The 24,715-nt window shown below is 66.6% G+C and carries 18 protein-coding genes; 10 read left to right on the forward strand and 8 right to left on the reverse strand.

What is annotated here, in order from left to right; genetic code table 11:
* Positions 1–51: 51 nt before the first annotated feature.
* From radC to FHY19_RS14915, 5 genes are all read left to right on the forward strand, one after another.
* Positions 52–774, forward strand: coding sequence for a DNA repair protein RadC (radC, locus tag FHY19_RS14895; RefSeq protein WP_259158272.1), 723 nt, complete (start codon positions 52–54; stop codon positions 772–774).
* 298 nt (positions 775–1,072) lie between these two features.
* On the forward strand, positions 1,073–2,761 hold the full coding sequence (argS, locus tag FHY19_RS14900; protein WP_259157026.1) for an arginine--tRNA ligase: 1,689 nt from the start codon (positions 1,073–1,075) through the stop codon (positions 2,759–2,761).
* Positions 2,762–2,930: 169 nt separating this feature from the next.
* Positions 2,931–3,797 (forward strand): SPOR domain-containing protein, encoded by an 867-nt coding sequence (locus FHY19_RS14905; protein WP_259166983.1) that lies wholly within the window; start codon positions 2,931–2,933, stop codon positions 3,795–3,797.
* Between the two features lie 5 nt (positions 3,798–3,802).
* Positions 3,803–4,336, forward strand: coding sequence for a hypothetical protein (locus FHY19_RS14910; RefSeq protein WP_259166984.1), 534 nt, complete (start codon positions 3,803–3,805; stop codon positions 4,334–4,336).
* 170 nt (positions 4,337–4,506) lie between these two features.
* A complete protein-coding gene (locus FHY19_RS14915; protein ID WP_259166985.1) occupies positions 4,507–5,262 on the forward strand; it encodes an SDR family NAD(P)-dependent oxidoreductase in 756 nt (251 codons plus the stop codon).
* 165 nt (positions 5,263–5,427) lie between these two features.
* On the opposite strand, the gene FHY19_RS14920 is transcribed toward FHY19_RS14915, so the two are convergent.
* The 3 genes from FHY19_RS14920 to FHY19_RS14930 all read right to left on the reverse strand — a co-directional run bounded on the left by FHY19_RS14920 (position 5,428) and on the right by FHY19_RS14930 (position 12,128).
* Complete coding sequence (locus FHY19_RS14920; protein ID WP_259166987.1) at positions 5,428–6,555, reverse strand: acyltransferase; 1,128 nt, start codon at positions 6,553–6,555, stop codon at positions 5,428–5,430.
* A 262-nt stretch (positions 6,556–6,817) separates the two neighbouring features.
* Positions 6,818–8,149, reverse strand: coding sequence for a glycosyltransferase (locus tag FHY19_RS14925; protein WP_259166989.1), 1,332 nt, complete (start codon positions 8,147–8,149; stop codon positions 6,818–6,820).
* The gene (locus FHY19_RS14930; RefSeq protein WP_259166990.1) at positions 8,142–12,128 is read right to left on the reverse strand and encodes an amino acid adenylation domain-containing protein; all 3,987 of its coding nucleotides are present in this window, start codon (positions 12,126–12,128) and stop codon (positions 8,142–8,144) included. Before FHY19_RS14930 ends, FHY19_RS14925 begins: the two co-directional genes overlap by 8 nt.
* Positions 12,129–12,809: 681 nt before the next feature.
* On the opposite strand from FHY19_RS14930, the gene FHY19_RS14935 reads away from it, so the two are divergent.
* Positions 12,810–13,025, forward strand: coding sequence for a hypothetical protein (locus FHY19_RS14935; protein ID WP_259166992.1), 216 nt, complete (start codon positions 12,810–12,812; stop codon positions 13,023–13,025).
* Positions 13,026–13,237: 212 nt separating this feature from the next.
* Here the strand turns inward: FHY19_RS14935 and speA are convergent, their stop codons facing one another.
* Entirely contained in the window at positions 13,238–15,124 is a 1,887-nt protein-coding gene (speA, locus tag FHY19_RS14940) for an arginine decarboxylase (RefSeq protein ID WP_259166993.1), read from the reverse strand.
* 237 nt (positions 15,125–15,361) lie between these two features.
* On the opposite strand from speA, the gene speE reads away from it, so the two are divergent.
* On the forward strand, positions 15,362–16,219 hold the full coding sequence (gene speE, locus FHY19_RS14945; protein ID WP_259157038.1) for a polyamine aminopropyltransferase: 858 nt from the start codon (positions 15,362–15,364) through the stop codon (positions 16,217–16,219).
* Positions 16,220–16,631: 412 nt separating this feature from the next.
* Here the strand turns inward: speE and FHY19_RS14950 are convergent, their stop codons facing one another.
* Both FHY19_RS14950 and FHY19_RS14955 read right to left on the reverse strand, forming a co-directional pair.
* Positions 16,632–17,243: a PH domain-containing protein gene (locus FHY19_RS14950; protein WP_115050978.1), complete on the reverse strand. Its 612-nt coding sequence runs from the start codon at positions 17,241–17,243 to the stop codon at positions 16,632–16,634.
* Positions 17,244–17,449: 206 nt separating this feature from the next.
* Entirely contained in the window at positions 17,450–18,277 is an 828-nt protein-coding gene (locus tag FHY19_RS14955) for a hypothetical protein (RefSeq protein WP_259167339.1), read from the reverse strand.
* Between the two features lie 613 nt (positions 18,278–18,890).
* Here FHY19_RS14955 and FHY19_RS14960 point away from each other — a divergent pair.
* Entirely contained in the window at positions 18,891–19,547 is a 657-nt protein-coding gene (locus FHY19_RS14960) for an RIO1 family regulatory kinase/ATPase (RefSeq protein WP_259166997.1), read from the forward strand.
* Between the two features lie 24 nt (positions 19,548–19,571).
* On the opposite strand, the gene FHY19_RS14965 is transcribed toward FHY19_RS14960, so the two are convergent.
* Positions 19,572–21,539: a beta-N-acetylglucosaminidase domain-containing protein gene (locus FHY19_RS14965; RefSeq protein WP_259166998.1), complete on the reverse strand. Its 1,968-nt coding sequence runs from the start codon at positions 21,537–21,539 to the stop codon at positions 19,572–19,574.
* A gap of 706 nt (positions 21,540–22,245) precedes the next feature.
* Complete coding sequence (locus FHY19_RS14970; RefSeq protein WP_276580866.1) at positions 22,246–22,620, reverse strand: P-II family nitrogen regulator; 375 nt, start codon at positions 22,618–22,620, stop codon at positions 22,246–22,248.
* A gap of 151 nt (positions 22,621–22,771) precedes the next feature.
* On the opposite strand from FHY19_RS14970, the gene FHY19_RS14975 reads away from it, so the two are divergent.
* Together FHY19_RS14975 and FHY19_RS14980 are read left to right on the forward strand one after the other, a co-directional pair.
* Positions 22,772–23,056, forward strand: coding sequence for an accessory factor UbiK family protein (locus tag FHY19_RS14975; RefSeq protein WP_259157047.1), 285 nt, complete (start codon positions 22,772–22,774; stop codon positions 23,054–23,056).
* 15 nt (positions 23,057–23,071) lie between these two features.
* Positions 23,072–24,592 (forward strand): YifB family Mg chelatase-like AAA ATPase, encoded by a 1,521-nt coding sequence (locus FHY19_RS14980; RefSeq protein WP_259166999.1) that lies wholly within the window; start codon positions 23,072–23,074, stop codon positions 24,590–24,592.
* Positions 24,593–24,715: the final 123 nt, after the last annotated feature.

Genomic DNA, 24,715 nt, shown 5'->3' on the forward strand with positions numbered 1-24,715 from the left:
GTCCTACGGTTACAAGGACAACTAGATTAGCCGATGCCCCCGTCCGGCCTGATGGGCGTGCGCGATAAGCACCGGCAATCTCGCCATATGCACATACACGACTGGCCCACCAACGAACGCCCGCGCGAGAAACTTCTGGCGCGCGGAGCCCCTGCCCTGTCCGATGCGGAGCTGCTGGCGATCTTTGTCGGCTCCGGGCTGCGCGGCCAGGACGCGGTAAAGACCGCGCGCGAGCTGCTGCACCGGCACGGGCCGCTGCGCGTGCTGCTGGACCGCCCGGCCTCGGCCCTGGCGCGCCTGCCTGGCCTGGGCCCGGCCTCGGCGTGCAAGCTCAACGCGGCGCTGGAACTGGCGCACCGCCACCTGATGAGCGGGCTGGAGCGCGGCGAGGCGCTCAGCGACCCGCCCAGTGTGGGCCGCTATTTTTCGCAGCGGCTGCGCGCACGGACCTACGAGGTGTTCGCGGTACTGTTTCTGGACAACCGCCACCGCGCGATCGCCTTCGAGGAAATGTTCACCGGCACCATCGACGGCGCCGACATCCATCCGCGCGAAGTGGTGCGGCGGGCACTGCTGCACAACGCCGCGGCGGTGATCGTCGGGCACAACCACCCGTCCGGCAATCCGGAGCCGTCCGAGGCCGACCGCGCCGTCACCCAACGTCTGCTGCAAGGGCTGGACCTGGTGGATATTCGCCTGTTGGACCACTTCGTGATCGGCGACGGCCGGCCGGTCTCGCTGGCCGAGCGCGGTTGGCTGGACTGGCGCGCCTGATGCCCTATCGGAAGCGATGCCATCCGGGTAGCTGCCGTGGTCAGCCGGGGCGGTGGCGCGCGGTGCCAGGGCAGCGGCGCGCGATGATCAATCAATCCGGCCGCGAAGCAGCCTGTGCCACGGGTGAGCCACAGCGCACGCGGGCATCTGCCGGCGGCAAACACCGGCCGCGCCCGCCTGGCCGTCGCGCGGCATCTGGGTGGATCGCGTCACACCGCCGCGCCGACCTGAACCATCGGCCGGACCGTGTGCCGCGCGGTCGGGTAAAATCGCTGGTTTGGTTCCAAGCAGATCCCACGTGAAAGCCCTACTCCGCGCACTGATCGGCCAAGGCATCGAAGCCTTGCGCGCCAACGGCACCCTGCCCGCCGACACCCTGCCGCCGGATTTTGTGGTCGAGCGACCCAAGACACGCGAACATGGCGACTTCGCCACCAATGCCGCGATGCTGCTGGCCAAGCCCGCGCGCAGCAATCCGCGCGCCCTGGCGCAGGCGCTGGTGGCCGCATTGCCGGCCAGCGAGGATGTGGCCAAGGTGGAGATCGCCGGGCCCGGCTTCATCAACTTTCATCTGGCGCCCACCGCGTACCAGCGCGAGGTGGCCCATGTGATCAAGCAGGGCAACGACTACGGTCGCGGCCTGGCCGGCAACGGCCGCTCGGTCGGGGTGGAATACGTTTCGGCCAATCCCACCGGCCCGCTGCATGTCGGCCATGGCCGCGCTGCGGCGATCGGCGACAGCCTGGCGCGTGTGCTCGATGCCAATGGCTGGAACGTCAAGCGCGAGTTCTATTACAACGATGCCGGCGTGCAGATCGAGAACCTGGCGCTGTCGGTGCAGGCGCGCGCGCAGGGGCTCACCCCCGACAGCGAGGGCTGGCCGGAAAACGGCTACCGCGGCGACTACATCGCCGATGTGGCCAACGCCTACCTGGCCGGCGACACCGTCGACCTGGAAGGCCACCTGGTCTCCGGCACCAAGGACCCGGCCGACCTGGAATCGATCCGCCGCTTTGCGGTGGCGTATCTGCGCAACGAGCAGAACCACGACCTGGCCGCGTTCCGCGTCGACTTCGATATCTATTTCCTGGAAAGCTCGCTGTACAAGGACGGCAAGGTCGAAGAAGCGGTGCAGAAGCTGATCGCCTCCGGCCATACCTACGAGGAAGGCGGCGCGTTGTGGCTGAAGTCCACCGACTTCGGCGACGACAAGGACCGCGTCATGCGCAAGTCCGACGGCACCTACACCTACTTCGTGCCGGACGTGGCCTATCACCTGACCAAGTGGCAGCGCGGCTATGAGCGCGCGATCACCGAACTGGGCGCCGACCACCACGGCTCGCTGACGCGCGTGCGCGCCGGCCTGCAGGCGCTGGAGCTGGGCATCCCGCAGGGCTGGCCGGAATACGTGCTGCACCAGATGGTCACGGTGATGCGTGGCGGCGAGGAAGTGAAGCTGTCCAAGCGTGCCGGCAGCTACGTCACCTTGCGCGACCTGATCGAGGAAACCAGCGCCGATGCGGTGCGCTGGTTCCTGATCGCGCGCAAGCCCGATTCGCAGCTCACCTTCGACATCGACCTGGCCCGCGCGCAGAGCAACGACAACCCGGTGTTCTACGTGCAGTACGCGCATGCACGGGTGTGCAGCGTGCTGCGCCAGGCGCAGGAAAAGGGCTTCAAGTACGAGCAGGCCAACGGTCTTGCACAGCTCGCTCGGCTGGACGACGAGCATTCGCTCAACGTGATGCTGGAGCTGTCGCGCTATACGGAAGTGGTGGAAATCGCCGGCCAGGCACTGGAGCCGTACCAGATCGCGCAGTACCTGCGTGAATTGGCGCATGCCTTCCACACGTGGTATCACAACACCAAGCTGTTGGTGGACGATGCCGCAGAGCGCGACGCCAAACTCACCCTCGCCGTCGCGACCCAGCAGGTGCTTGCCAACGGCCTGGAATTGCTCGGCGTCAGCGCCCCGGAAAAGATGTAGTCACTGCAAGCAACCGGGCAGGCGTGGAGCGCACGCCTGCCTGCGCGGTCAGCGGCGGACTCCATCGCCCCGCGCGTCCGTTGCGCCGCCCAAGGCAGACGCAGCGGCAGCGATCGCCGCACCAAGCCGGGCGCACCGCCCGCAACGACACGATTCGGAGAAGTGGTAGATGGCAGCACGACGCGGTAAGAGTCAGGCACGACGCAACACCAGCAATGGCACGCCCGGTTGGGTGTGGTTGGTGGCGGGCGCCGCGATTGCGGCGGTGATCTTCCTGGCCGCCCCCAATCTGTTCAAGAAGGATGGCGACGGCTTCCTCCGTGTCGGCCCCCGCGCCAATCCGGACGCGCAGCCCGAACCGGTGGCCGATGCCGACACCGACACGCCGGCCGAGTTGCCCAAGCCCAGCACCCCCCAGCCCAAACCGCAGCCCAAGCCGGGCGATGCGCAAACCCAGTACGACTTCTACACCTTGCTGCCCGGCAAGGAAGTGCAGATGTCCGATGCCGAACTGGCCGCCAGCGCGCGTGCCGAAGAGGCCGCGCGCGCGCGCGCGGCGCTGGAAGGCAAACCCGTCGCGCCGGCGCCGGGGGCCGCCGCCAGCGTCGCTGCGGCCACGCCGGCGGCCAGCGTGCCGATGCCCCTGAAAGAAACCGCCGCCAGCGCGCCCAAGCCATTGCCGGAAGCCGCCCAGCCACGTCCGGCAGCCACGCCGGCACCGGCCAGCAGCGCAGCACTCGCCACGCCCGCCGCGACGGCTCCGAAGCCTGCGACGGCGGCGGCAGCACCGGCCGCCACCGACAACACCCGTTACATCCTGCAGGCGGGCTCGTTCGGCGCCTCCGGCGACGCCGAGTCGACCAAGGCCAAGCTGGCGATGATGGGCCTGGCCGCGCGCGTGGAATCGGCCGACATCAGCGGCAAGACGGTCTACCGCGTGCGCATGGGGCCGTACGGCACCGCAAGCGAACTGGCCGAAGCCAAGCAGAAGCTTACCGGCAGCGGCTTGCCTGCCATCGCGATCAAGGCCCAGTAAGCGCGGTGATGCGCCGCCTCGCCAGCACGGTACTGGGACTGCTTGGGCTGATCGGCACGGCGCAGGCCACCGAGCAGATTCCCGACCAGATCCAGATCGATGGCCAGCAGGCAACGCTGCTGGCCGAGCCGCTGTCCGGACCGCTGGACGACCCCGCCACCTGGAAGCGCTTCGTGGCGCAGGCGGGCGACGCCCTGGGCAGCTGCAGCGCAAACTGGCGTGGCTACCAGGCGTTCTGGCGCATGGACGCGCAGCAGCTGGTGCTCGATCGCGTGGTATTGGGTGCCTGCGCCGAGGCGCCACCGGAACTACCGCTGGCGGTGCTGTTCCCCGGCCAGCGCGCGCCGGTCGCGGCGGTGTGGGTGGATGGCGAGGTGATCGCCGCGCTGCCAGCTGCGGAGAACTCGTCGTCCGACGCGCCGGCTGGCTATGTGCTGCTGCAGCTGCGCCGGGGGCATGTGATCGCCCGCGAAGCGCTCACCGCAGACATGTTGCGCGCACGTCAGGACGCAGCTGCCCGTCCGGTTCGCGTCCCCTAAGAACGACAAACACAACGACTGCGCCCACCGCCAGGCGGGCGCGGACGATGCTCGACGCGGCTCCGACCCCTCGTACACTTTGGGTCCGAGCGCGCCGCCAGCACCCACCCGACCATCGCTCGCCACGTTTTCGAGCCACTTCAAGCTTTCCCCCATCCCCTGGAGTTCCCATGTCCAAGACCGTCCTGATCACTGGTGCCACCTCCGGCTTCGGCAGCGCTGCGGTACGCCGCTTTGCCGCCGCCGGCTGGAAGGTCATCGCCACCGGCCGGCGTGCCGATCGCCTGGACGCACTGGCGGCCGACCTGCCCGCCGGCCAGGTGCACACCGCTGCGTTCGACATGCGCGATGCGCAGGCCTTGTCGGCGGCCATCGACGCGCTGCCTGCCGCATTCGCCGATATCGATGTGCTGGTCAACAACGCCGGCCTGGCACTGGGCACCGCGCCCGCGCAGCAGGCCGATCTTGCGCAGTGGCAGCAGATGATCGACACCAATGTCACCGCACTGGTCACCCTCACCCACCGCCTGCTGCCGGCGCTGATCGCACGTCGCGGCGCCATCATCAACATCGCCTCGGTCGCGGCGACCTACCCCTACACCGGCGGCAACGTGTACGGCGGCACCAAGGCGTTCGTGCAGCAGTTTTCGTTGGGCCTGCGCGCAGACCTGCACGGTACCGGCGTGCGCGTGACCTCGATCGAACCGGGCATGGCCGAAACCGAGTTCACCCTGGTGCGCACCGGTGGCAACCAGGCCGCCTCGGACACGCTGTACCGCGGCGCCACCCCGATGACCGCCGAGGACATCGCCGAGCAGATCTTCTACGTCGCCAGCCTGCCGGCGCACCTGAACATCAACCGGCTGGAAATCATGCCGGTGACGCAGTCGTTCGCCGGTTTCCAGGTAGCCCGCGACGCGCAGTGACGATGGCCTGCAACGCCAATGCCCCGGTCGCGCCGCGATCCGATGGTGGGTTGGTCGGCGCGTGGGCAGATTGCGCAGCATCCAAGCTCGGTGCGGCCCTGCAACCGGCGCACCGCCAGGGATGACGAAAACGCCGCGCATTGCGCGGCGTTTTGCTTTGCCCGGTCAGCCGCGACCGGCGGCAGTCAACGGCCGCGCGGCTGGCCGCAGCAGCTTGTCGCGCAGTTGCAGGAACGGGCGCTCCACCACGTAATGCAACAGCGCGCCGCCCAGCACTGCCGCCAGGCCATACACCGCAAATGCCAGCACACCCCGCCCCTCCAGCGCCGGGCCGAACCATCCCTGGGTGAGATGGAACACGGCCTTGTGGGTCAGATACAGGCTGTAGGAGATGGCTGCCAGCCAAGCCGCGCCCGGCACGCGCAAACCGCCAAGCACACCGCTACTGGCGGTGCCGGCGAGCACCAGCAAGGCCAGTCCCAGCGACAGCACCGGCCAGCCCACCGCATTGCCGATCAGGCCGGTGCGCTCGCGGAACAGCCACAGTGCCAGCGCCAGAATCGCCACGCCGGCACACAGAATGGCGTTGCCGTGCTGCTGCAGCCGTTGCCACAGTGTGGGGCGAAACACCTTCAGCACCGCCAGCACGACACCGGCCAGCAGGCCGTCCAGACGATTCCAGGTCGGGTAGTAGATGTCTTCGATAAACCAGTTGCGCTGCAGACCTAGGCCAGCGCTGTCCAGGGCAGTGTTGTGCAACCAGAAGCCGGCGCGCAGCGCGATGCCCGCGATTACCACCGCCATGCACAGCATCACAAACCGCGCTGCAGAGGGTCGACGCAGCAGCAGCGTCGCCAGCAACGGAAACACCAGATAGAAATGTTCTTCCACGCACAGCGACCAGGCGTGCGAGAACGCGGCATCACGGCCGTAGTCGACGAACAGGTTCAGGGTGAAGGTGACGAACATCCACCACGGCGCCAACCCGGGCGACTCGCGAAAATCCGGCCACACCATGTAGATCACCAGCACCAGCAAGAACGCCGGCAGGATGCGCAACGCGCGGCGCAGATAGAACTCCTTGAAGTCCAGGCGTTGCCCGCGCGCCAGCGGCCTCAGCACCTGCGTGCCGATCAAAAACCCGCTGAGCACGAAGAACAGGTCCACCCCCATCCAGCCATAGCGCGACAGCCATGCCCAGTCCGGCCCCAGCCCACCGACCACAAACGAATGGAACAGCATCACCCAGACGATGGCGATACCACGCAGCAGGTCCAGGGCGGGATAGCGCATAGGGGCGATCGGCAATGAGGAAGACCGATTGTGCCGTATGCCCCACGCCCATGCGCAGGTTGCGCGCACCCGTCTGGAGGTAGGCAACGCACGCTCAGAGAACCAGCATGTGCCAGTGGCACGTGCCGCAACGAGCACGGCTGTGCGCCCTGACGGCGAGCGCGGCGTTGTGTTGGCCGCGCTTACCCGCTGGCGCATGCATGACACTGCCCCGTCGGCGGGCACGCCGCGCGCCGCTGAGGCCGACACGGCACTCCCGGCCTCAGGCCACCGCCGCCTGCTCGATTCGTGTCATCCGCGCGCCTGGATGCAACAGCCCCCACGCTTCCAGTTGATCGACTGCGCTGCGCACGCCGTCTTCGTCGCGGATGCGCTGGCCCAGCGCGCGTGCCGCCGCACGCATGGCCGGGGCACTGGCCTGGCGCAACGCCTCGGCCAGCGTCTCCGGCTGCAAGCCGGCACGCACCAGGGCCGGTGGCGCCACGCCACGTCGTGCCAGGCAGTGCGCCCAGAACGGTTGGTCGTAGCCGAACGGCAACACCACCGACGGAATCCCGGCCGTCAGCGCAGCACCGGTGGTGCCGGCGCCGCCGTGGTGCACGGCTGCGGTCACCCGTGGAAACAACCAATCGTGCGGCGCTTGGTCCAGATGGAAGAAACGCCCGGCGTCATCCGCAGCGGCGGTGTCGGCGGTTTCCAGCCCGCCCCAGCCACTGGCCAGCAAGGCGCGTTGCCCGGTCAGGCGCACGGCGGCCTTGACCGTGGCGGTGAGCTGCACCGCATCGCGGCTGGTCATGCTGCCGAAGCCGATATACAACGGCGGCGGCCCGGCCTGCAGAAACGCCTGCAATGCGGCAGGCGGTTGCCATTGCGGCTGCGGCAGTTGCCAGAATCCGCAGACCTGCGCGCTTTGCGGCCAGTCCGGCGGACGTGGGCACAGCTGCGCGCTGTAACCGTAGATCACACGCAGCGCGCTGCGGTCCGGGCCTCGCCACGGATACGCCGGCAGCCCCAGCGCCGGCCGCACGATATCGTTGAGCGCCGGGCGCATCAGCTGCCAGCCGGCAAACCGCACCGCGTGGTGCAAGGCCACGCTCACACGCCCGGGCAGACGCACGTTGGGCATCACCATCAACGGCAGATGGCGCGAGGCCGTGAGCGGTTGCAGCTGTGCAAAGCACACCGGCACCCCATAGGCCTGACCCAGGCTATGCGCAAGGAAACTTGCGCTGCCCACGCCCAGGATCAAGCCGGCATCGGCGCACGCCGCCCGGCCCTGCTCTGCCCAGTCGCGTGCCCAGCTCAGCAGCTGTGCGCGCAATGTGCCCCAGATACCGCGCCAGCCGCCACGCATTTCTGCAACGTCCGGGTTGCCCTGCAGCAACTTCTGGTGGTCGCCGCTGAGCGGGAAAAACTCCAGCCCGTTGGCGCGAATCAATGCCTCGAAGTTGGTGCTGGTCAGTACCCGCACCAGGTAACCGCGCTGCTGCAGACCGCGGCCCAGCGCGATGATCGGGCGCACATCGCCGTGCGTGCCCAGGGTGGCGATGACGACCGGGCGGTTGGCTGCAGCCGAAGCGAGAGACTCAGGCATATTCGGCTACCCCGTCGTTGGCACTGGCGCTGGCGATGCTGGCATCGCGCTGCGGCACCTGTGCAGTGGCCTGGTGCAGCAGCGCACATAGCGTTGCCGAGTGCGCAGCCGACAGCATCGAGTGATGATCGCTGTCCAGGGCGTACAGATGCAGCGTGCGCACATACGGACGCCATGCCTGCGGCCGGTAATCCACCCATTGCGCCTCGTCGCCACCGGAGCTCATACGCACGCTGGCTTCGACGAACAGCACATCCTGGTTCAATGTGCGCGGCCGGTGACGCCGCGCCAGGTGCAGGTGATGCTGGGTCACTGCGCCCAGGTCGTCCAGCAGCGTGGGGCGCTGCTTCAGCAACTGCTGCACCGCCGGCAAGGTGGTCAAGCCGTAGTGATCGCACAACAGGCTGGCCAGCTGAGCCACGGTGGTCGGCATCGGTTGGTCGTGCGCCAGCGTCAGCCCGAGCGCATGTACCGATGCACGTACGTTTTCCGCTTCGGGCAGCGCGGCGGCCTGTTCCAGATGCGGGTAGCTGTCGAGCATCGCCAGCAACTCGACCTGTTCGCCCAGGTCATGCAATTCGGCGGCCATGGCGTGCGCGATCAGGCCGCCCAGCGACCAGCCCATCAAGCGATACGGGCCATGCGGCTGCACGCTGCGCAGACGCGCCAGATAATCGCGGGCGATCGCCTCGATGCTTTCAGGACGGTGCTGCGGGTCGCTCAATGCCGGCGACTGCAATGCGTACACCGGCCACTGCGGATCGAGCTGGCCAAGCAGGGTGAGATACGACCAGCCCAGGCCGATGACTGGATGGATGCAGAACAACGGCGTGACGCCCGCGCTGCCTGCGCGCATCGGCAACAGCACGCTCAGCGGGTCGTTGGGTGCCTGCGCGCTGCGTTTGATCACCTCCGACAGGCCGGCAATCGTCGGCGCATGGAACAGCGCGCCCAGCGGCAGCTCCACGCCGAACAGTTGCGGGAAGCGTGCCGCCATCTCTGCCGCCCGTAGCGAATCGCCACCGAGCTCGAAGAAGTTGTCGTCCACCCCCACCACCTCGATGCCCAGCACCTCCTGCAGCAGGGCCGCCAGTTGATGTTCGAGTGCATCGCGCGGCGCCACATGCGCACGCTTGGGCAATGCGCCCGGCGCGGGCAAGGCGCGGCGATCCAGCTTGCCATTGGCCGTCAGCGGCAACGCCGGCAGTGGCATCCACAGGCTGGGAATCATCGAGGCCGGCAGACGCTGTTGCAGATGGGCGCGCAGCAACTCGCTCGATGGCGTGTTGCCATGCTTGCCCACCACGTAGGCGAGCAGTTGCACGGCGTTGTCGCCATCGTTGTGCGCAACCACCGCCACCTGCGCCACCTGCGCATGCAGCAGCAATGCATTTTCGATTTCCGCCGGCTCCACGCGGTGGCCGCGGATCTTCAATTGCGCATCGGCGCGGCCGATGAATTCCAGCAGGCCGTCGCGACGCTGACGTACGCGGTCGCCGGTGCGGTACATGGTGCTGCCGTCGTCGGCGAACGGGTCGCGCAGGAAACGCTCGCTGGTGAGCTGGCGCTTGCCGCGATAGCCCTTGGCCACGCCGGCACCGCCGATGTACAGCTCGCCGATCGCACCGGTCGGCAACGGCTGCCGCTGCGCATCCAGCACATAGACGCGTGTGTTGAGCAGCGGCCTGCCGATTGGCGGCGCGGCCGCATCGGTCAACTGCAGCGGCATGATGGTCGACCAGATGGTGGTTTCGGTCGGCCCGTACAACTGGGTCAGGCGCCCGACCCGGCTCAACAATTGCGTCGCCAACTCGGGCACCAGGGCCTCGCCACCGACCAGGGCATGGATGCGATCCAGCGCCAGATCCTGATTGGCCAGCAGGATGCGCCACAGCGACGGCGTGGCCTGCACCAGGCTGATCTGCTCGTGGACGATCAGGCGCGACAGACTGCGCGGATCGTGACTGATGCCGGCCGGTGCGATGACCACGCGCGCGCCCACCAGCAATGGCAGATACAGCTCCAGCCCGGCGATGTCGAAGGTGATGGTGGTGACCGCCAGCACGCGGTCGCGCGGACGCAAGGCCAGCTCGTGTTCCATCGCATGCAGGAAATTGAACAGGTTGCGATGGCTGATCTCCACGCCCTTGGGCGTGCCGGTGGAGCCGGAGGTGTACAGCACGTACGCCGTCCCATCCGGAGTCGCCCTTGGGGCGATCGCCGCCGGCAGCTGCGCCGGGCGCGGGTCCAGCCAGACCATGCCGCCAAGCAGATAGCGCTCGCACAATGCCGGCTCGCAGACCAGCGCAATCGCACCGGAATCGTTGAGCATCTGCCGATTGCGCGCCGCCGGGCTTTCCGGGTCCAGCGGCAGGTAGGCCGCGCCGCTCCACATGATGGCCAGCAAGGCCACCAACAGATGCTCGCTGCGCGGCAACGCGACAGCGACCACATCGCCAGGGCGCACCCCATCGGCCACCCATTGCGCAGCGATCCGCGAGGCGAGCTCGCACAGCGTGGCGTAGTCCAGGGTGCGGTTTTCGTATTGCACGACAACGGCCGCAGGCATGATCTCGGCACGCTGCAACATGCCGTGCAACAACGTGGCCGGTTCCGGTAGCGTTGCGGCGGTGTGATTCCAGGTGTGCAGCAACCGGTGGCGCTCTTGCTCGCCCAGCACGTCCACTTCACCCAGCGCGCATTCCGGGTTTGCCAGCACGGCATCGGCCAGATGGGTCAGGCGACGGCAGTGTTCGGCCAGCTCGTCGCTGTCGTACAACGCCGGATTGGCGTCCAGATCGAAGCGCAGGACCGCGCCGTCGCCACGCTCGTAGCAAAAAATGGTCAGATCGTCGGCCGGGCCGTTGCACAGGTTATGCGGTATCGCGTACGCCTCGCCAAAGCGTAGCGCGTAATCGAAGGCTTCGATATTGACGGCCAGGCGGGCGAACTTCTGGTCGATGCCGAACATGCCGATGTCGCGGCGTACGTCCTCGAAGCGATATTGCTGGTGCCGCAAGGCATGCCTGACCACCGACGCGACCTGCCCAAACAACGCATGGATCGGCTGCTGCGGATCCATCTTCAGGCGCAGCGAGATCACATTGGCCACCAACCCGGCAGTCTGGCGGTAGCGCGCATTGATACGGCCGGTCACCGGCATCGCCAGCACCAGATCTTCGGCACCGGTGCAGCGGTAGTAATAGGCGGCGATCAGCGAGATCAGCATCTGCGGCAGGCTGGCGCCGTAGTCCTTGCCCATCGCACGCAAGCGCACCACCTGCTGCGGCGAAAACTGCCCGGTGCCGCGCAACAACCCGGTGGACAGATGATTGCCCGGGCGTGCCAGGGTTGCCGGTGGCGGCAGATCGGCAAGCTGCTGCATCCAGTAATCGCGATCGCGCTGGAAGCGGTCGGAGGCGCGGTACTGCTGCTCCATCTCCACCAGCGACAGCGCACTGCCGTAGTGCGCAGGTTCCGGCTCCACGCCTGCGGCGTACGCGTTGTACAGCACCGACATGCGCTGCATCATGATCGATGCGCAATAACCGTCCATCACCAGATGGCTGACGCACTGCACCCACATATGGTGGTCTTCGCCGAGCCGGAACACCGCGCAATGCCACAGCGGCCCATGCTCCAGGTTTTCCGGCTGGCGGATCTGTTCGTCCACCCAGTGCTCGGCGGCATTGCGCGGTGCGGGATCTTCGCTGACGTTGAAGTAGGGAACCGGCGCCGTGTACTCGGGCAGGATCACCTGCCGCGGCACGCCGTCGTGCTCCACGATGCACAGCCGCAGCGTGTCGAACTCGCGCGCCAGCTGCAACGTGGCGCGGACCAATAGCGCAGGATCCAGCGGACCGAACATCTCCAGCGCCTCGGACAACATCAAGGTGTTGTCGGTATGCAACTTGCTGGCCACCCACAGGCCGCGTTGCGCTCTGGTCAAGGGAAACAGCGGGGCGGCATCGGCGTGCATTGCAAGCTTCCTTTTGTGTGGCGCGCGGTCGCCCGGAGCGCCCTGGCCGCATTGCGGTCCAAGTGACGCCGGATCAGCACCTGGTAATGAAACGCAAGATAGAAAACACCATCGACTGCCGGCAGATGCCGGCAATACGCAGTGGAAACGCACAATGGACAGGCAACTACGAGGCGACAGGCACGATCGAAACCCCGATGTGCAGATGTCTGATTGGAGCAACTTGCATCCCGACAAGTTAAACAGACACTAACAATTCGTCTTCGGACAGAACCGTGCAAAAATCACGAATTGCGCGTGAGGTGCAAAATTTTTTTACCGAAGTGTGATTTCAACTAGTGTTCTGGATGCATAGCTGCAGGCAGACGCAATGCCAACCGATGCGCATTGCAAGAAAAACACCTGGAATGCAGCATCAAATGCGCAACGCTCTGCGCCGGACAGCGAACAGACGCTGCGCTTATCGGGTTACTCGTAGCGAGCAGCGTGCATAAGACCAGTGCGCGCGCCAGCGTTGATACGGCTGTATTTCTAGCCAATCACTGCGTAAAACGGCGGGCATTCGGCAACATGCGCCATCTGCAACCACAGCGCATGGGATGTCGATTTCCTGAGCGCAATAATGGATAAGAAGCGGCGCCCGCCCCGCTTCGACGATCGCCACGCATAAGACCAGTGCGCATGCAGGCGTTGATGCGCCTGCGTCGTGTGCAAATCACTGCACGAAACACGCTGTTTTCTGCAGCAACCTCGCCGGTGTTCGCACGACCATGCAAGCGTCGCCTGCGTGTCATCGGCATGAAGCGTCGCTGGGTTTCACTGCTGGTGCTGGTGCTGGTGCTGGTGCTGGTGCTGGTGCTGCGACGCTGCGCAGACCGTAATGCATGGTGTAGCTGAGCCCGCCTGACACACCGCCCTAAGCCGCGCCATCAAGACGCCACTGTGCGATGAAGATCGCGTGCGACGTGATGGATGCCAGTCCCATTGCGCCGTTGGGCAATGCGGCGAGCCAGTGCCCCGCGCGGGCTTCCACACCTGCAGCGCACGAAGCGGATTGCTCGATGACAAGGATCAACGCGCTGCGGGGCAGGCCCGCAGCGCGCGATGCATCAGCCCAACGGCTCGTCGGACAGATAGGTATAGCCGGTCAGGCCGGCCTCCAGCGCGTCGTGCAGCTCCTGCGCGCGCTCGGGCGACAGTTGCGCTGCGGCGATGCGTTCGGCATAGGTCGCGCGCAGCGTGTCCAGCTGGTAGCCCACGTAGTCCAGCATCACATCGGTGGTGTCGCCGCGACGCTGCTGCACGATGCGATAGCCCTCGCCGTCCACGGCAACTTCCACCGCATCGGTATCGCCGAACAGGTTATGGATATCGCCGAGGATTTCCTGGTAGGCACCGACCAGGAAGAAACCGATGCGATAACTCTCGCCCGGGTTCAAGGTGTGCAACGGCATCGAGCTGTCCAGGCTCTCGTTCTCGACGTAGGTCTTGACCATGCCGTCCGAATCGCAGGTCATGTCGGCAATGATGCCGCGCCGCTGCGGGGCTTCGTTCAGGCGCTCGATCGGCACGATCGGAAACACCTGGTCGATCGCCCACACATCCGGGATCGACTCGAACACGCTGAAGTTGACGAAGTACTTGTCCACCAGCCGCTCGTTGAGCTCGTCCAGCACCGGGCGGTGGCTCTTCTCGTCGAAGCTCAGGCGTGCACGCACACCGTGCGCGATGGCATAGAACAGGTCGTCGATGCGCGCGCGGTGGGTCAGGTCGATCTGGCCCAGTGCATACGCGCTCAAGCCTTCGGCATGGAAGTGCTGCGCCTCCTGGAACAGTTCCACCGCCGGTCGCACATCGAGCTCGTCGTGGATCTCGCGCAGGTGGCGGATCGCTGCCGGCTCGTCGTCGTGCGCGTCCGGCACGCGGCCTTCCGGCGCCTGCTCCACCTCGGACACGTTGGCGATCAGCACCGCATGGTGGGCGGTCATCGCGCGGCCGCATTCGGTGACGATGCGCGGCGGGGTCAGGCCGTGTTCTTCGCAGGCGCTGGCCAACGGCTGCACGATGTTGCTGGCGTAGGAATGCAGGCCGTAGTTGATCGAGCAATAGCTGCGCGAACGGGTGCCTTCGTAATCGATGCCCAGGCCGCCGCCGACGTCCACGTGGCTGATCTTCGCGCCCAGCCGCGACAACTCCACGAAATAGCGCGTGGCCTCGCGCATGCCGTTGGCGATGTCGCGCACATTGGAGATCTGCGAGCCCATGTGGAAATGCAGCAGCTTCAGGCTGTCGGCGTACTCGGTGTCGCGCAGCGTCTTCCACAGGTCCAGCACCTGACGCGGCGACAGCCCGAACTTGGCCTTGTCGCCGCCGCTGTTCTGCCATTTGCCCGCGCCCAGCGAGGCCAGGCGCATGCGCACGCCCAGGCCCGGCTTGACGTCCAGCGCGCGCGCCTCTTCCAGCACCAGCTTCAGCTCGGAGGGCTTTTCGATGACGATGAAGGTCTGCAGGCCGAGCTTGCGGCCGATCAGCGCCAGGCGGATGTATTCGCGGTCCTTGTAGCCGTTGCAGACGATCAGTCCGCCCGGACGCGACAGCGCCAGCACTGCCATCAGCTCCGGCTTGCTTCCCGCTTCCAGGCCGAAGCCCTCGCCATGGTGGCTGGCCAGGGTGCCGGCCACGCCACGGTGCTGGTTGACCTTGATCGGGTACACCGCGGTATAGCCGCCGGCGTAATCCCACTCGGACTGCGCCTGCGCGAACGCCGCCTGCAGCTTGCCCAGGCGCTGGCCGAGGATGTCGGGGAAACGCACCAGCAGCGGCAGCTTGGCGCCGGCCGCACGCGCGGCATCCACCACCTCCGGCAAGGACACCGACGGGCCGTCGACGGTGGGGGTGACCACCACGTGGCCGGCGGCGTTCACATCGAAATACCCATCGGCCCAATGCGGGATCGAGTAGGTCTTGCGGGCTTGGTCGAGGGACCAATCGCTCATTTCGTTGTCTCGGCTGGGGCGAAAAGGGCGTGAAGTGTAACGCCTGGCACGCGCAGGGTCCGTTACAATCCGCGCCGACTTCACGCCCTGCTCCTGGTCGGAGCGGGGCCGAGCAAGGGTCAGCCGCCACGCAGTCCGACTGCATGAGGCTGCGCCCGACCCTCATCCGGCGCCACGCGCCACCTTCTCCCGCCGGGAGAAGGAACAGCCCGCTTCTTCCAGAATTAGGACGTCCGCATGAGCACCAACGACAACTGGTACATCGAACACTTCCAGCCCACCGGCTCGGCGATCGGCTTCCGCATCAGTGGCAAGCTGGACGAGGTGCAGTCCCCGTTCCAGAAGATCGAGATCTACCAGACCACCGACTGGGGCAAGCTGATGCTGATCGACGGCGCGGTGATGCTGACCAGCCGCGACAATTTCTTCTATCACGAGATGATCAGCCATCCGGCGCTGTTCACCCACGCCGCGCCCAAGCGGGTGGTGATCATCGGCGGCGGCGACTGCGGCACCCTGCGCGAGGTGCTCAAGCACCCGGGCGTGGAAAGCGCCACCCAGTGCGATATCGACGAGCAGGTCACCCGCATGTCGGAGAAGTACTTCCCCGAGCTGTGCGATTCCAACCACGACGCGCGCGCCGAGCTGCTGTTCGACGATGGCGTGGCCTACATGGCCAACTGCCCGGCCGGCAGCGTGGACATCGTGATCGTCGACTCCACCGACCCGGTCGGCCCGGCCGAAGGCCTGTTCAACAAGGCCTTCTACGAGAGCTGCTTCAAGGCACTGAAGGACGACGGCATCCTGGTGCAGCAGTCCGAGTCGCCGCTGGCGCTACTGGCGCTGATCAACGAAATGCGCACCGAAATGGGCAAGGCCGGCTTCCAGTCGTTCAAGACCCTGCCGTTCCCGCAGCCGTGCTACCCCACCGGCTGGTGGAGCGTGACCATGGCCAGCAAGCAGGCCAACGCCGACTTCGCCTTCCGCCAGGACGCCGCGCAGGCCAAGGGTTTCGAGACGCTGTACTACACCGCCCACCTGCATACCGGCGTGCTGGTCGCACCGCCGTTTGTGGCCAAGGCGCTGGGCGAGTAAGACTGCCAGCGGCACCAAGGTGAACGCTCGTCAGATGGGCATGGCAGGCGGAGCAGCCGCCATGTCCATGCGGCAAACAGAGAAGCGGCAAGCGAAGCTGCGTCCGCCCGCCTGACGACCACGTGCCGGTCTTGACTGCCGTAGCTTGGCACCCCACGACCGGCGCAGCGGTCTGCGCGCCGGCTGCGGCAAGCGCAGAGCACGCAGAGTGCCGCTTGAAGTGACTTCCCGAACCCACGCATACACCGCTTGGCACGGCCGGTGCTCGGAATCGGCATGCACCACGCTTTACGCTCCGGTTCTCGGCGCGTCTTCCGCACGGTTTACGATTGCTCGCTAGGTTTCGTCAGGCATTCCTGGGTCCGCGCAATCCCCGCCAGCTGACGGCTACCTGCTGCATCTGCCAGCAGCCTTACAGCCGTGCCAATACCTCGGCCTTTTTGGCATCGAATTCTTCCTGCGTGACCAAACCCGCATCCAATAGCTGCTTGAGCTTGCTCAGCACCTGCATCGGATCATCGGTGACGGCCACCGCGATCGGCGGGGCCGACGGCACCGTACCCGGCGCCGCAGGAGCGTGCACCACCACACCGCCAGCAGAGGCGCGCAACTTGTCGAATTCCAGCTGCTGGCGTTTTTCGTAGGCCGATTCTTCCACCTGCTGCGCATAGGCATACACGCGACGCGCCTGCTTTTTTGGCAGGCTATCGATGGATGCATACGCACCCTGCGTGGTGCGGCACATGATGGTGGCCCCGAGCATCTGTTCGCTCATGTGCACATCGAGCACCTCGCGCCAGGGGAAATCGCGAAACGTCATGCCGAACAGTTTCGGGGAGACCACGATGAACCTGCGGTTGGTCAGCACCACCGCATCCGGCGACAGGTTCATCACCATCTTCTTCTGCACGGCGATGTACTCGACCTGCTCGTCCCGTGTCAGCAACTCGTTCACCTTGGGCAGGATCTTGCCCACGGCTACCGGGTCCTGTTCGTCAGTCAAAAACTGCGCCACTGCGTCCATCTGCCCTCACCAACGGCTGAGCTAATGCGTTGACCGTGACACTACAACAACCCGCATGGATGTCCGTGCAACGCCAATGACCGTATGCGGCGCGTCATCAAGGTGCGGCCTCAACAAAAACTGCCGTCTGCCAAGTCGCTGTTGAAATACATCCGACGCGGAAGGGCGGACGCCACCGCCCGCCCTTCCTGGATCATTCGCTTACATCAGAAGCGGACTTCGAGTGCCGCGTTCAGTACATCGGCACGATTGATGGTGGTGTCTTCGGCGTAGTCATAGTAATCGTTGGCGTAAATGTAGTTGGTGTACATCGCGCTCACACTCGCGTGCTTGCCGAGATCGACGCCCAGGCCAAGGCTAGCGTAGCCACCGTAGATTTCATCACTCATTTCTGCGACCTCCGCATACCATGAGCCAATACGCACCACAGCAAACAGTGGAGTGTCACCAAAATTGAAACGGGCCGTACCGCCGATGCCGACAAACTTCACTGCTGGAATAAACACATCGTCGGTCGAGTCTCCGCGGTCCAGGCGCCCAACCGACCCCTCGAGCCCGATCAACGTCACCGAGCCGGCACGCCAGCGATAGCCGGCGCTGAGGCCAAGCATGTCCTGCTTGTAGCCACTGAACACCTCGCCCCTACCCCGCTGCACGCTAATAAACGCGCCGCTGTCGATCCGCGATTGCTCGGTCTGCTCAGTGCCCGTTGCCTGGACTGGCGCTGCTGCGTAAGCCGGCGCCTGTGGCGCATCTACCGCGGGCGTCTGCGCCGTGACGGTGGCAAATCCGCCGGTCTGGTCGACCACACTCGCGCTTCCGCTTCCACCGACGGCCGTGGGCGCGCCGCCGCTGCCGGCTTGCGCTGGACGCGACGGCGGCGCTGCCGGCGCAGGGCCCCCCTGCGTACCGGCCTGCGATTGCTTTTGCTGCTGCCGGTAGCTGTCCCAGCCGCGCGACAACGATTGCGCCGAGGCCTGTGCCGTGACGCCAAGCGCCGTGCAGGCCAACAGCAGTGTTGCAGTCCTTTTCATCGCATTCCCCATGAGTGGTCCTCCATCGTTCCCGCATCCGTGCGCGCGCAGGCGAACCCGACGGCGTCTGGAAGTGGCGCAGTTGCCGTCATCTCTTCGGGAGCTTCCCCGCATCACCGCAATGCCCAAGGCACAGACCGTGGCACACCGACGTGGATGTGCGCGACGCGCGTGTGATGCAGCCCCCTGACCGCAGCGCGCACAGTGTCTGGAGTCTCATTGACTGTCAAGAAGCGGCGCGACGCGTATCCGACCGCACGCAGCCGCAAGCGGCTTCGACATGTGCCGCACCCCCCGTCGATCCACCGCGAGCCGATCGCCAGCTTCGGTCCCGGTCGGGCGAGATCGCACCGCGGCCGTGGTGCCGCGTGCGGCCGCCCAGCGCGCCGGCACAGCGCTCCCGCATGGCCTCTGCCCCGGTAATTTTGCAAGACCCGAGCGCTTCAACCGCCTGAATTGAAAGGCTGTTCCATGTCCGGAACATTTCATTTGTTAAACAAATGTAATTTCAATACTCGCAAGTTCTAAAATTGCGCGATCCCGATCCATCGTGATCCCCATGGACCTGCGTCCCGCGTGACACCTCCGCGCCGCCAGGGTCTGGAGAACTGTCATGCATTACCAACCGCTGGATGTGTCCAGCCTGCAGGTCGTCACTCCCGTTCTGCTCAAGCAGGGCACGCGGCTGCTCGAGCCCGACGTCTACCGCACCCATCTGGACGGGCAGCTGGCCGTGGTCAAGGACTACGGCCGGTATCGCCGCACGCTGCTGGCACCGATCGCACGGCTGATGGTCCGCCATGAGGCGCGCATGCTGCGCCGCTTGCACGGCTGGCGGCATGCCCCGGCCCTGCTCGGCACGTTGGGCGGTCTGGCGCTGGGCATGGAGTTCATCCCGGGCGACACGCTCAGCGCCAGTGCGGTGGTGGGCCAGGAAGTCTTTCAACAGTTGCAGCAGGCGCTGCGTCGCCTGCATGCCTTCGGCATCACCCATAACGATCTGCACGGCACCAACGTGGTGGTCAGTGCCGGGGTGCCGGTGTTGATCGATTTCACCTCGGCCTGGCGCTTCCCGCGCTGGCTGCGGCGTGGCGCGTTGGCCCGCCAGCTGCAACGCAGCGACGTGGCCAATTTCCACAAGATGCGCCAGCGCCTGGCCGGTATCGCACCCACCGCCGACGAGGCCGCGCGCAGCGCCGAGCCGGGCTGGGTGCGTGGCCTGCGCGGCGGCTGGAAGCGGCTCTATCGCCGTCTCAAACGCGGCGCGTGACTCCCTCAAGAGCCAGTAGCGCCGTCAGTGCTCCACCGCCGCCGACACGGCTGGCCCCCTGTAGGCGATCAGCGTCGGGGCGTCTGCCACGAAGCGGTCGAGCACCCCGTCGGCAATCTTGACCGGCCCGCCGAAACGCGTGGCGCCGGGAATCGAGGGGATCGCTGCCGCTTCGGCGGCGATCCGCCTCGCATCGGCGAATGCAACTGAGCCCTGCGCGTCACCGCGATTGGCGGCCTCCAGCCCGGCCGCGGTCTTCTGCAGCGCGCGACCCCAACCCTCCATCGCCTCCAGCCATGGGCGTGATTGTTCGGCAAAGCCCTTGTCAGCGACGCCATCGCGAATGATCTGCGGCGCGGCGGCGATGTCGGCGGCGGTGCGCGCCAATGTTGCAATCGCCTGGCTGCGCGCTGCGGCATCGCCCAGTGCGATCGCCTCGCGCACCTGGTCCAGCACGGCCTTCAGGCGTGGTGCCTGCTCCTGCCAGGGCTGGCTGCCGAAGGTGGGCGCCAGATGCTGGGTGTCGAAGAAGGTCAGCAACGCCGCCGTCACCCGCGCATCGCCACCGGCCAGATCGCGCGCCGCTGCATGCCAGGTGCGTTGCGCGTCGTAGCCGGTGTCGTTCCAGGCGTACGCGGTCAGCCCCATCACCGCCACGCGGCTGGGCACCTCCTGGTTCATCGGGTTGGACACGATGCCGGACAGCTCGGCCGACAGCCCGGCCTCGCGCCGCGCATACGGTGCCATCAACAAGCGCCCGGCCGAGGTTTCGAAATCGTTGACCGGGTAGTTGTCCCACAGCAGCGTCTTGCGTCCGAACGCCTTGGTGGCGGCGCGCGCATCCGGGATGGAAATGGCCGGCGGCACCACGTCGGTGCCGGTCCACTGCACCACGATCTTCGGGTCCAGGTGCTTGCGCAGCGCTTCCTTGTACGGGCTTTCCTTGGCGTCGTAATACTCGGTGGGCACCATGATCAGTTCCGATGTCGCGTCGTGGCGGGCGACCAGATCGGCCTGCACCAGATTGAGCAGATGCGACTGCGCGATGCCCGCCGCCTGCGCACCGGAATCGCCGAAGGTGGTCTTGTCGCGTTCGCAGTTCCACTTGGTGTATTCGATATCGTCCAACGCCACATAGAAGCTGCGCACGCCCAGTGCGCGGAACGCATCGAACTTGCGCAGCAGCGCCTTGGCATCGGCGGGATCGGAAAAACACACGCTGGGCCCGGGCGAGATCGCATAGACGAAATCGACATGGTTGCGCCTGGCGTTGGCCGCCAGTTTGCCCAGCGCCTTCAAGGTCGCTTTCGGGTACGGATCGCGCCAGCGGTCGCGCGCGTACGGGTCGTCCTTGGGGCTATAGATGTAGGTATTGGCCTTGGTGCGCGCCAGAAAATCGATGTGCTTGCTGCGATCGGCCATCGACCAGGGCGCGCCGTAAAAGCCTTCGATCGTGCCGCGGATCGGCATGGCCGGGTAATCCTGGATGGTCAGCGCCGGAATGGCCGGCCGCTCCAGCAGCTGACGCAGCGTCTGCACCGCATGGAACAGGCCATCGCTGTCGTGCCCGGCCAGCGTGATCAGGCCACTACCCAGCGCGACGCTGGTCAGCGTGTAGCCTTCGGCATGGGTGTCCTGCGTCGCCTTGCTGCGCGTCAATGCATCGCGCACCACAGCCGCCTCGCCGGTGCCGATGACGATGTGCGGACGGTCGAGCGTGGCCGGCAGGCGCGAAGCGGTGGCGATCTTGCGGACGCCGGCCGCACCGAGCAGGCTGCGCACCAACGCGACCGAGGCCGGGTCCGCGCCCGGCGCGACGACCAGCACCACCGACTGGCCCAAGGCGATCGTCTCCCCGTCCAGCGCGATCGACACCGGGGTCGGGAACAGCGCCGGCTGGGTGACCGGCTCGGCCGGCGCAGGTGCGGCCAGTCCTGCCGCCACCAAGACCGAGAGCAGGCGCAGGCCCGACTTCCTGTTGCGTCGCTTCATGTCCTAACTCCGGTATTGGAATGGTATTACAGCCTAGAGTAGGCAACTCGTTGCGCGGCGACAAGCGTGTCTTGGCCTTTGGGGGTCGAGCCTGGTTTGACCTGCTTGCCAAGCGCGTCTGCGCCGCGTGGGCGGAATGGAAGCAGGCGCGCCGCTCGTCGGTGCGGTATTGAAATGGTATGCCAAGCGGGACGCTTGGCTTTGTCAGGACTACGGTTCCGGTATCAGCGACCCCGCCGCCAGGCCACCTCTTCAGATGGCACGTGGGCGTCTTCGACGCTCGATCAGAAAGCGGCTAGCAGAACGTGACCCGCCGAGGCCTCACGCTGCGCAGGAACCGACCTGGGTCCATGGCCCGTCTAAGGCGTTGATCGCATGGGCAGACGCGTCTGCGCCGCGTCATTGCCGGCCAGGGGCAGTTATTCCCGCAGTTCCGTGTTGCTCGCAACACGGCGTCGCCGCATGCATCGATCGATTGGCGTGTGCGGCGCAGGAACTCATGCGTGCGTGAATGACGCCGCCGCTGCGCCGGTGACAGGGGCGTTGCGGCCGCACCGGTTTGCCTGCACCGCGGGATTGCCCAACGCATCCATCAATCGGCGCATGCGCTGTCAGCGTTGAGAAGTCCTGATGCGCGCCGCACTGCCGTCAGCATCTTTCAGCAAGCAGCAGAGGCGCCGCAACGCAGCGCCACGCGCGACGGGGCTTACAGCGCGTCGCTATCCAGCTCGCCGGTGCGGATGCGCACCACGGTACCGAGGTCGTAGACGAACACCTTGCCGTCGCCGATCTTGCCGGTGCCGGCGGCGGCCACGATGGCCTCGACCACGCGCTCGGCCTGGTCGTCGGTCACCGCCACTTCGATCTTCACCTTGGGCAGGAAATCGACCACGTACTCGGCGCCGCGATACAGCTCGGTGTGGCCCTTCTGCCGGCCGAAGCCCTTGACCTCGGTCACCGTGATGCCCGCCACCCCACAGCCGGCGAGCGCTTCGCGCACATCGTCGAGCTTGAACGGTTTGACGATGGCCATGATCATTTTCATTGGTGCAGGTCCCAGGGCATGACGGGCGCGCAGCATACCGTGGACGGCTGCAACACTCATCCCTGCCGGCCGCCGTCACCGCGGACGACAGTCGAATGGGACTATCCTTACCGCCTGCCGACTGCCTTGCCGATGTCCCGGGAGTGACGGCCTGCACTAGGCTTCCTACGGACCTGCGGAGAACACCATGATCGATTTCAATCAGCTCGACGACCTCGCCCGCCGCCTCAGCGACCTGGTGCCGCCGGGCCTGCGCCAGTCGCGCGAAGAATTGCAGAGCACCTTCAAGGGCGCGCTACAGGCCGGCCTGGGCAAGCTGGACCTGGTCACCCGCGAAGAATTCGACGTGCAACGCGCGGTACTGCTGCGCACGCGCGAAAAGCTCGACGCGCTGGAGCAGGCCGTTGCCGCACTGGAAGCGCGCGCATCCGGCGCATCGCCCAGTGCGGTGCCCGGTTCCGACACTCCCTGACCCGAGCCTTCCACCATGAGTCTGGCGCTGGTGCACAGCCGTGCCCGCGTGGGGGTGCACGCACCTGAAGTTCGGGTGGAAGTGCATCTCTCCGGCGGCCTTCCCTCCACCCAGATCGTGGGCCTGCCCGAGGCGGCGGTGCGCGAATCGCGCGAGCGCGTACGTGCCGCCCTGCTCTGCGCACAATTCGAATTCCCGGCCCGTCGGATCACCATCAATCTGGCGCCGGCGGATCTGCCCAAGGACGGCGGCCGCTTCGATCTGCCGATCGCACTCGGCATTCTTGCGGCCAGTGGCCAGATCGACCGGCAGGCGCTGGCCGATTACGAATTCATCGGCGAGCTCGCGCTGACCGGCGAGCTGCGTGGCGTCGATGGCGTGTTGCCGGCTGCCCTGGCTGCCGCGCAGGCCGGGCGGCGGCTCATCGTGCCGCTGGCCAATGGCGCCGAGGCCGCCATCGCCGGGCACGTCCAGGCCTTTACCGCGCGCACCCTGCTGGAAGTCTGCGCCGCGCTCAACGGCACCCGGCAGGCGCCTGCTGCCGAGCTGGCGGTTGCCGCCGTGGGCGCACCTGCACTACCCGACATGGCCGACGTGCGTGGCCAGCCACATGCGCGCCGCGCACTGGAGATCGCCGCAGCCGGCGGCCACCACCTGCTGCTGGTCGGCAGCCCCGGATGCGGCAAGACCCTGCTCGCCTCGCGCCTGCCTGGCCTGCTGCCGGAAGCCAGCGAAGCCGAAGCCCTGGAAACTGCGGCAATTACCTCCATCAGCGGCCGCGGGCTGGATCTTGCCCGTTGGCGGCAGCGCCCCTACCGCGCCCCGCATCACACCGCCAGCGCGGTCGCCCTGGTCGGTGGTGGCACCCATCCGCGTCCCGGCGAGATCTCGCTGGCCCATCACGGCGTGCTGTTTCTGGATGAACTGCCAGAATGGCAGCGACAAACGCTGGAAGTGCTGCGCGAGCCCTTGGAGTCGGGTCTGGTCACGATCTCACGGGCAGCGCGCAGCGTGGATTTCCCGGCACGGTTTCAGCTGGTGGCGGCGATGAACCCGTGTCCCTGCGGGTGGGCCGGCGATGGCAGCGGGCGTTGCCGCTGCAGCAGCGACAGCATCCGCCGGTATCGCAGCCGCATCTCCGGTCCGCTGCTGGACCGCATCGACCTGCATGTCGACGTGCCGCGTCTGCCACCGCAAGCATTGCGGACCGGCAATGTGGGCGAGGACAGCGCCAGTGTGCGTGCGCGCGTGGTCGCCGCGCGGCAGCGCCAGCTCGCCCGCGGGCCGCTGCCCAATGCGCAGCTCGACCAACCCGACACCGATCGCCATTGCCGGCTGCACAACGACGACCAACTGCTGCTGGAGCGTGCGATCGAGCATCTGCAGCTGTCCGCACGCTCGATGCATCGCATCCTGCGCGTGGCGCGCACCATCGCCGATCTCGACAACAGCGCGGACATCGCCACGCGCCATCTGACCGAAGCAATCGGCTATCGCAAGCTGGATCGCGCACTGACCGCCGCAAGCGCGGCGTAGTCAGGCGACACACCCTGTCGAGCAGTCGTCAGCTGGAGATGGATCGCGCACTTGAAACCGGCGTGTCCGAGTGGCCCATGCCGCACCGAGCGCCGGCCGTGCCCGCATGCTGGTGCGCCGTGG

Origin of the sequence: Xanthomonas sp. 4461 (assembly GCF_024806475.1) — a bacterium.
Classification (GTDB): Bacteria; Pseudomonadota; Gammaproteobacteria; order Xanthomonadales; family Xanthomonadaceae; genus Xanthomonas; species Xanthomonas arboricola_F.

Excerpts from the sequence above, each read along its gene's own strand:
- radC (WP_259158272.1), top strand. The coding sequence starts at position 52 with ATGGGCGTGCGCGATAAGCACCGGCAATCTCGCCATATGCACATACAC.
- FHY19_RS14905 (WP_259166983.1), top strand. The coding sequence starts at position 2,931 with ATGGCAGCACGACGCGGTAAGAGTCAGGCACGACGCAACACCAGCAAT.
- FHY19_RS14915 (WP_259166985.1), top strand. The coding sequence starts at position 4,507 with ATGTCCAAGACCGTCCTGATCACTGGTGCCACCTCCGGCTTCGGCAGC.
- FHY19_RS14920 (WP_259166987.1), bottom strand. The coding sequence starts at position 6,555 with ATGCGCTATCCCGCCCTGGACCTGCTGCGTGGTATCGCCATCGTCTGG.
- FHY19_RS14925 (WP_259166989.1), bottom strand. The coding sequence starts at position 8,149 with ATGCCTGAGTCTCTCGCTTCGGCTGCAGCCAACCGCCCGGTCGTCATC.
- FHY19_RS14930 (WP_259166990.1), bottom strand. The coding sequence starts at position 12,128 with ATGCACGCCGATGCCGCCCCGCTGTTTCCCTTGACCAGAGCGCAACGC.
- FHY19_RS14935 (WP_259166992.1), top strand. The coding sequence starts at position 12,810 with ATGCAGGCGTTGATGCGCCTGCGTCGTGTGCAAATCACTGCACGAAAC.
- speA (WP_259166993.1), bottom strand. The coding sequence starts at position 15,124 with ATGAGCGATTGGTCCCTCGACCAAGCCCGCAAGACCTACTCGATCCCG.
- speE (WP_259157038.1), top strand. The coding sequence starts at position 15,362 with ATGAGCACCAACGACAACTGGTACATCGAACACTTCCAGCCCACCGGC.
- FHY19_RS14950 (WP_115050978.1), bottom strand. The coding sequence starts at position 17,243 with ATGGACGCAGTGGCGCAGTTTTTGACTGACGAACAGGACCCGGTAGCC.
- FHY19_RS14955 (WP_259167339.1), bottom strand. The coding sequence starts at position 18,277 with ATGAAAAGGACTGCAACACTGCTGTTGGCCTGCACGGCGCTTGGCGTC.
- FHY19_RS14960 (WP_259166997.1), top strand. The coding sequence starts at position 18,891 with ATGCATTACCAACCGCTGGATGTGTCCAGCCTGCAGGTCGTCACTCCC.
- FHY19_RS14965 (WP_259166998.1), bottom strand. The coding sequence starts at position 21,539 with ATGAAGCGACGCAACAGGAAGTCGGGCCTGCGCCTGCTCTCGGTCTTG.
- FHY19_RS14970 (WP_276580866.1), bottom strand. The coding sequence starts at position 22,620 with ATGCTGCGCGCCCGTCATGCCCTGGGACCTGCACCAATGAAAATGATC.
- FHY19_RS14975 (WP_259157047.1), top strand. The coding sequence starts at position 22,772 with ATGATCGATTTCAATCAGCTCGACGACCTCGCCCGCCGCCTCAGCGAC.
- FHY19_RS14980 (WP_259166999.1), top strand. The coding sequence starts at position 23,072 with ATGAGTCTGGCGCTGGTGCACAGCCGTGCCCGCGTGGGGGTGCACGCA.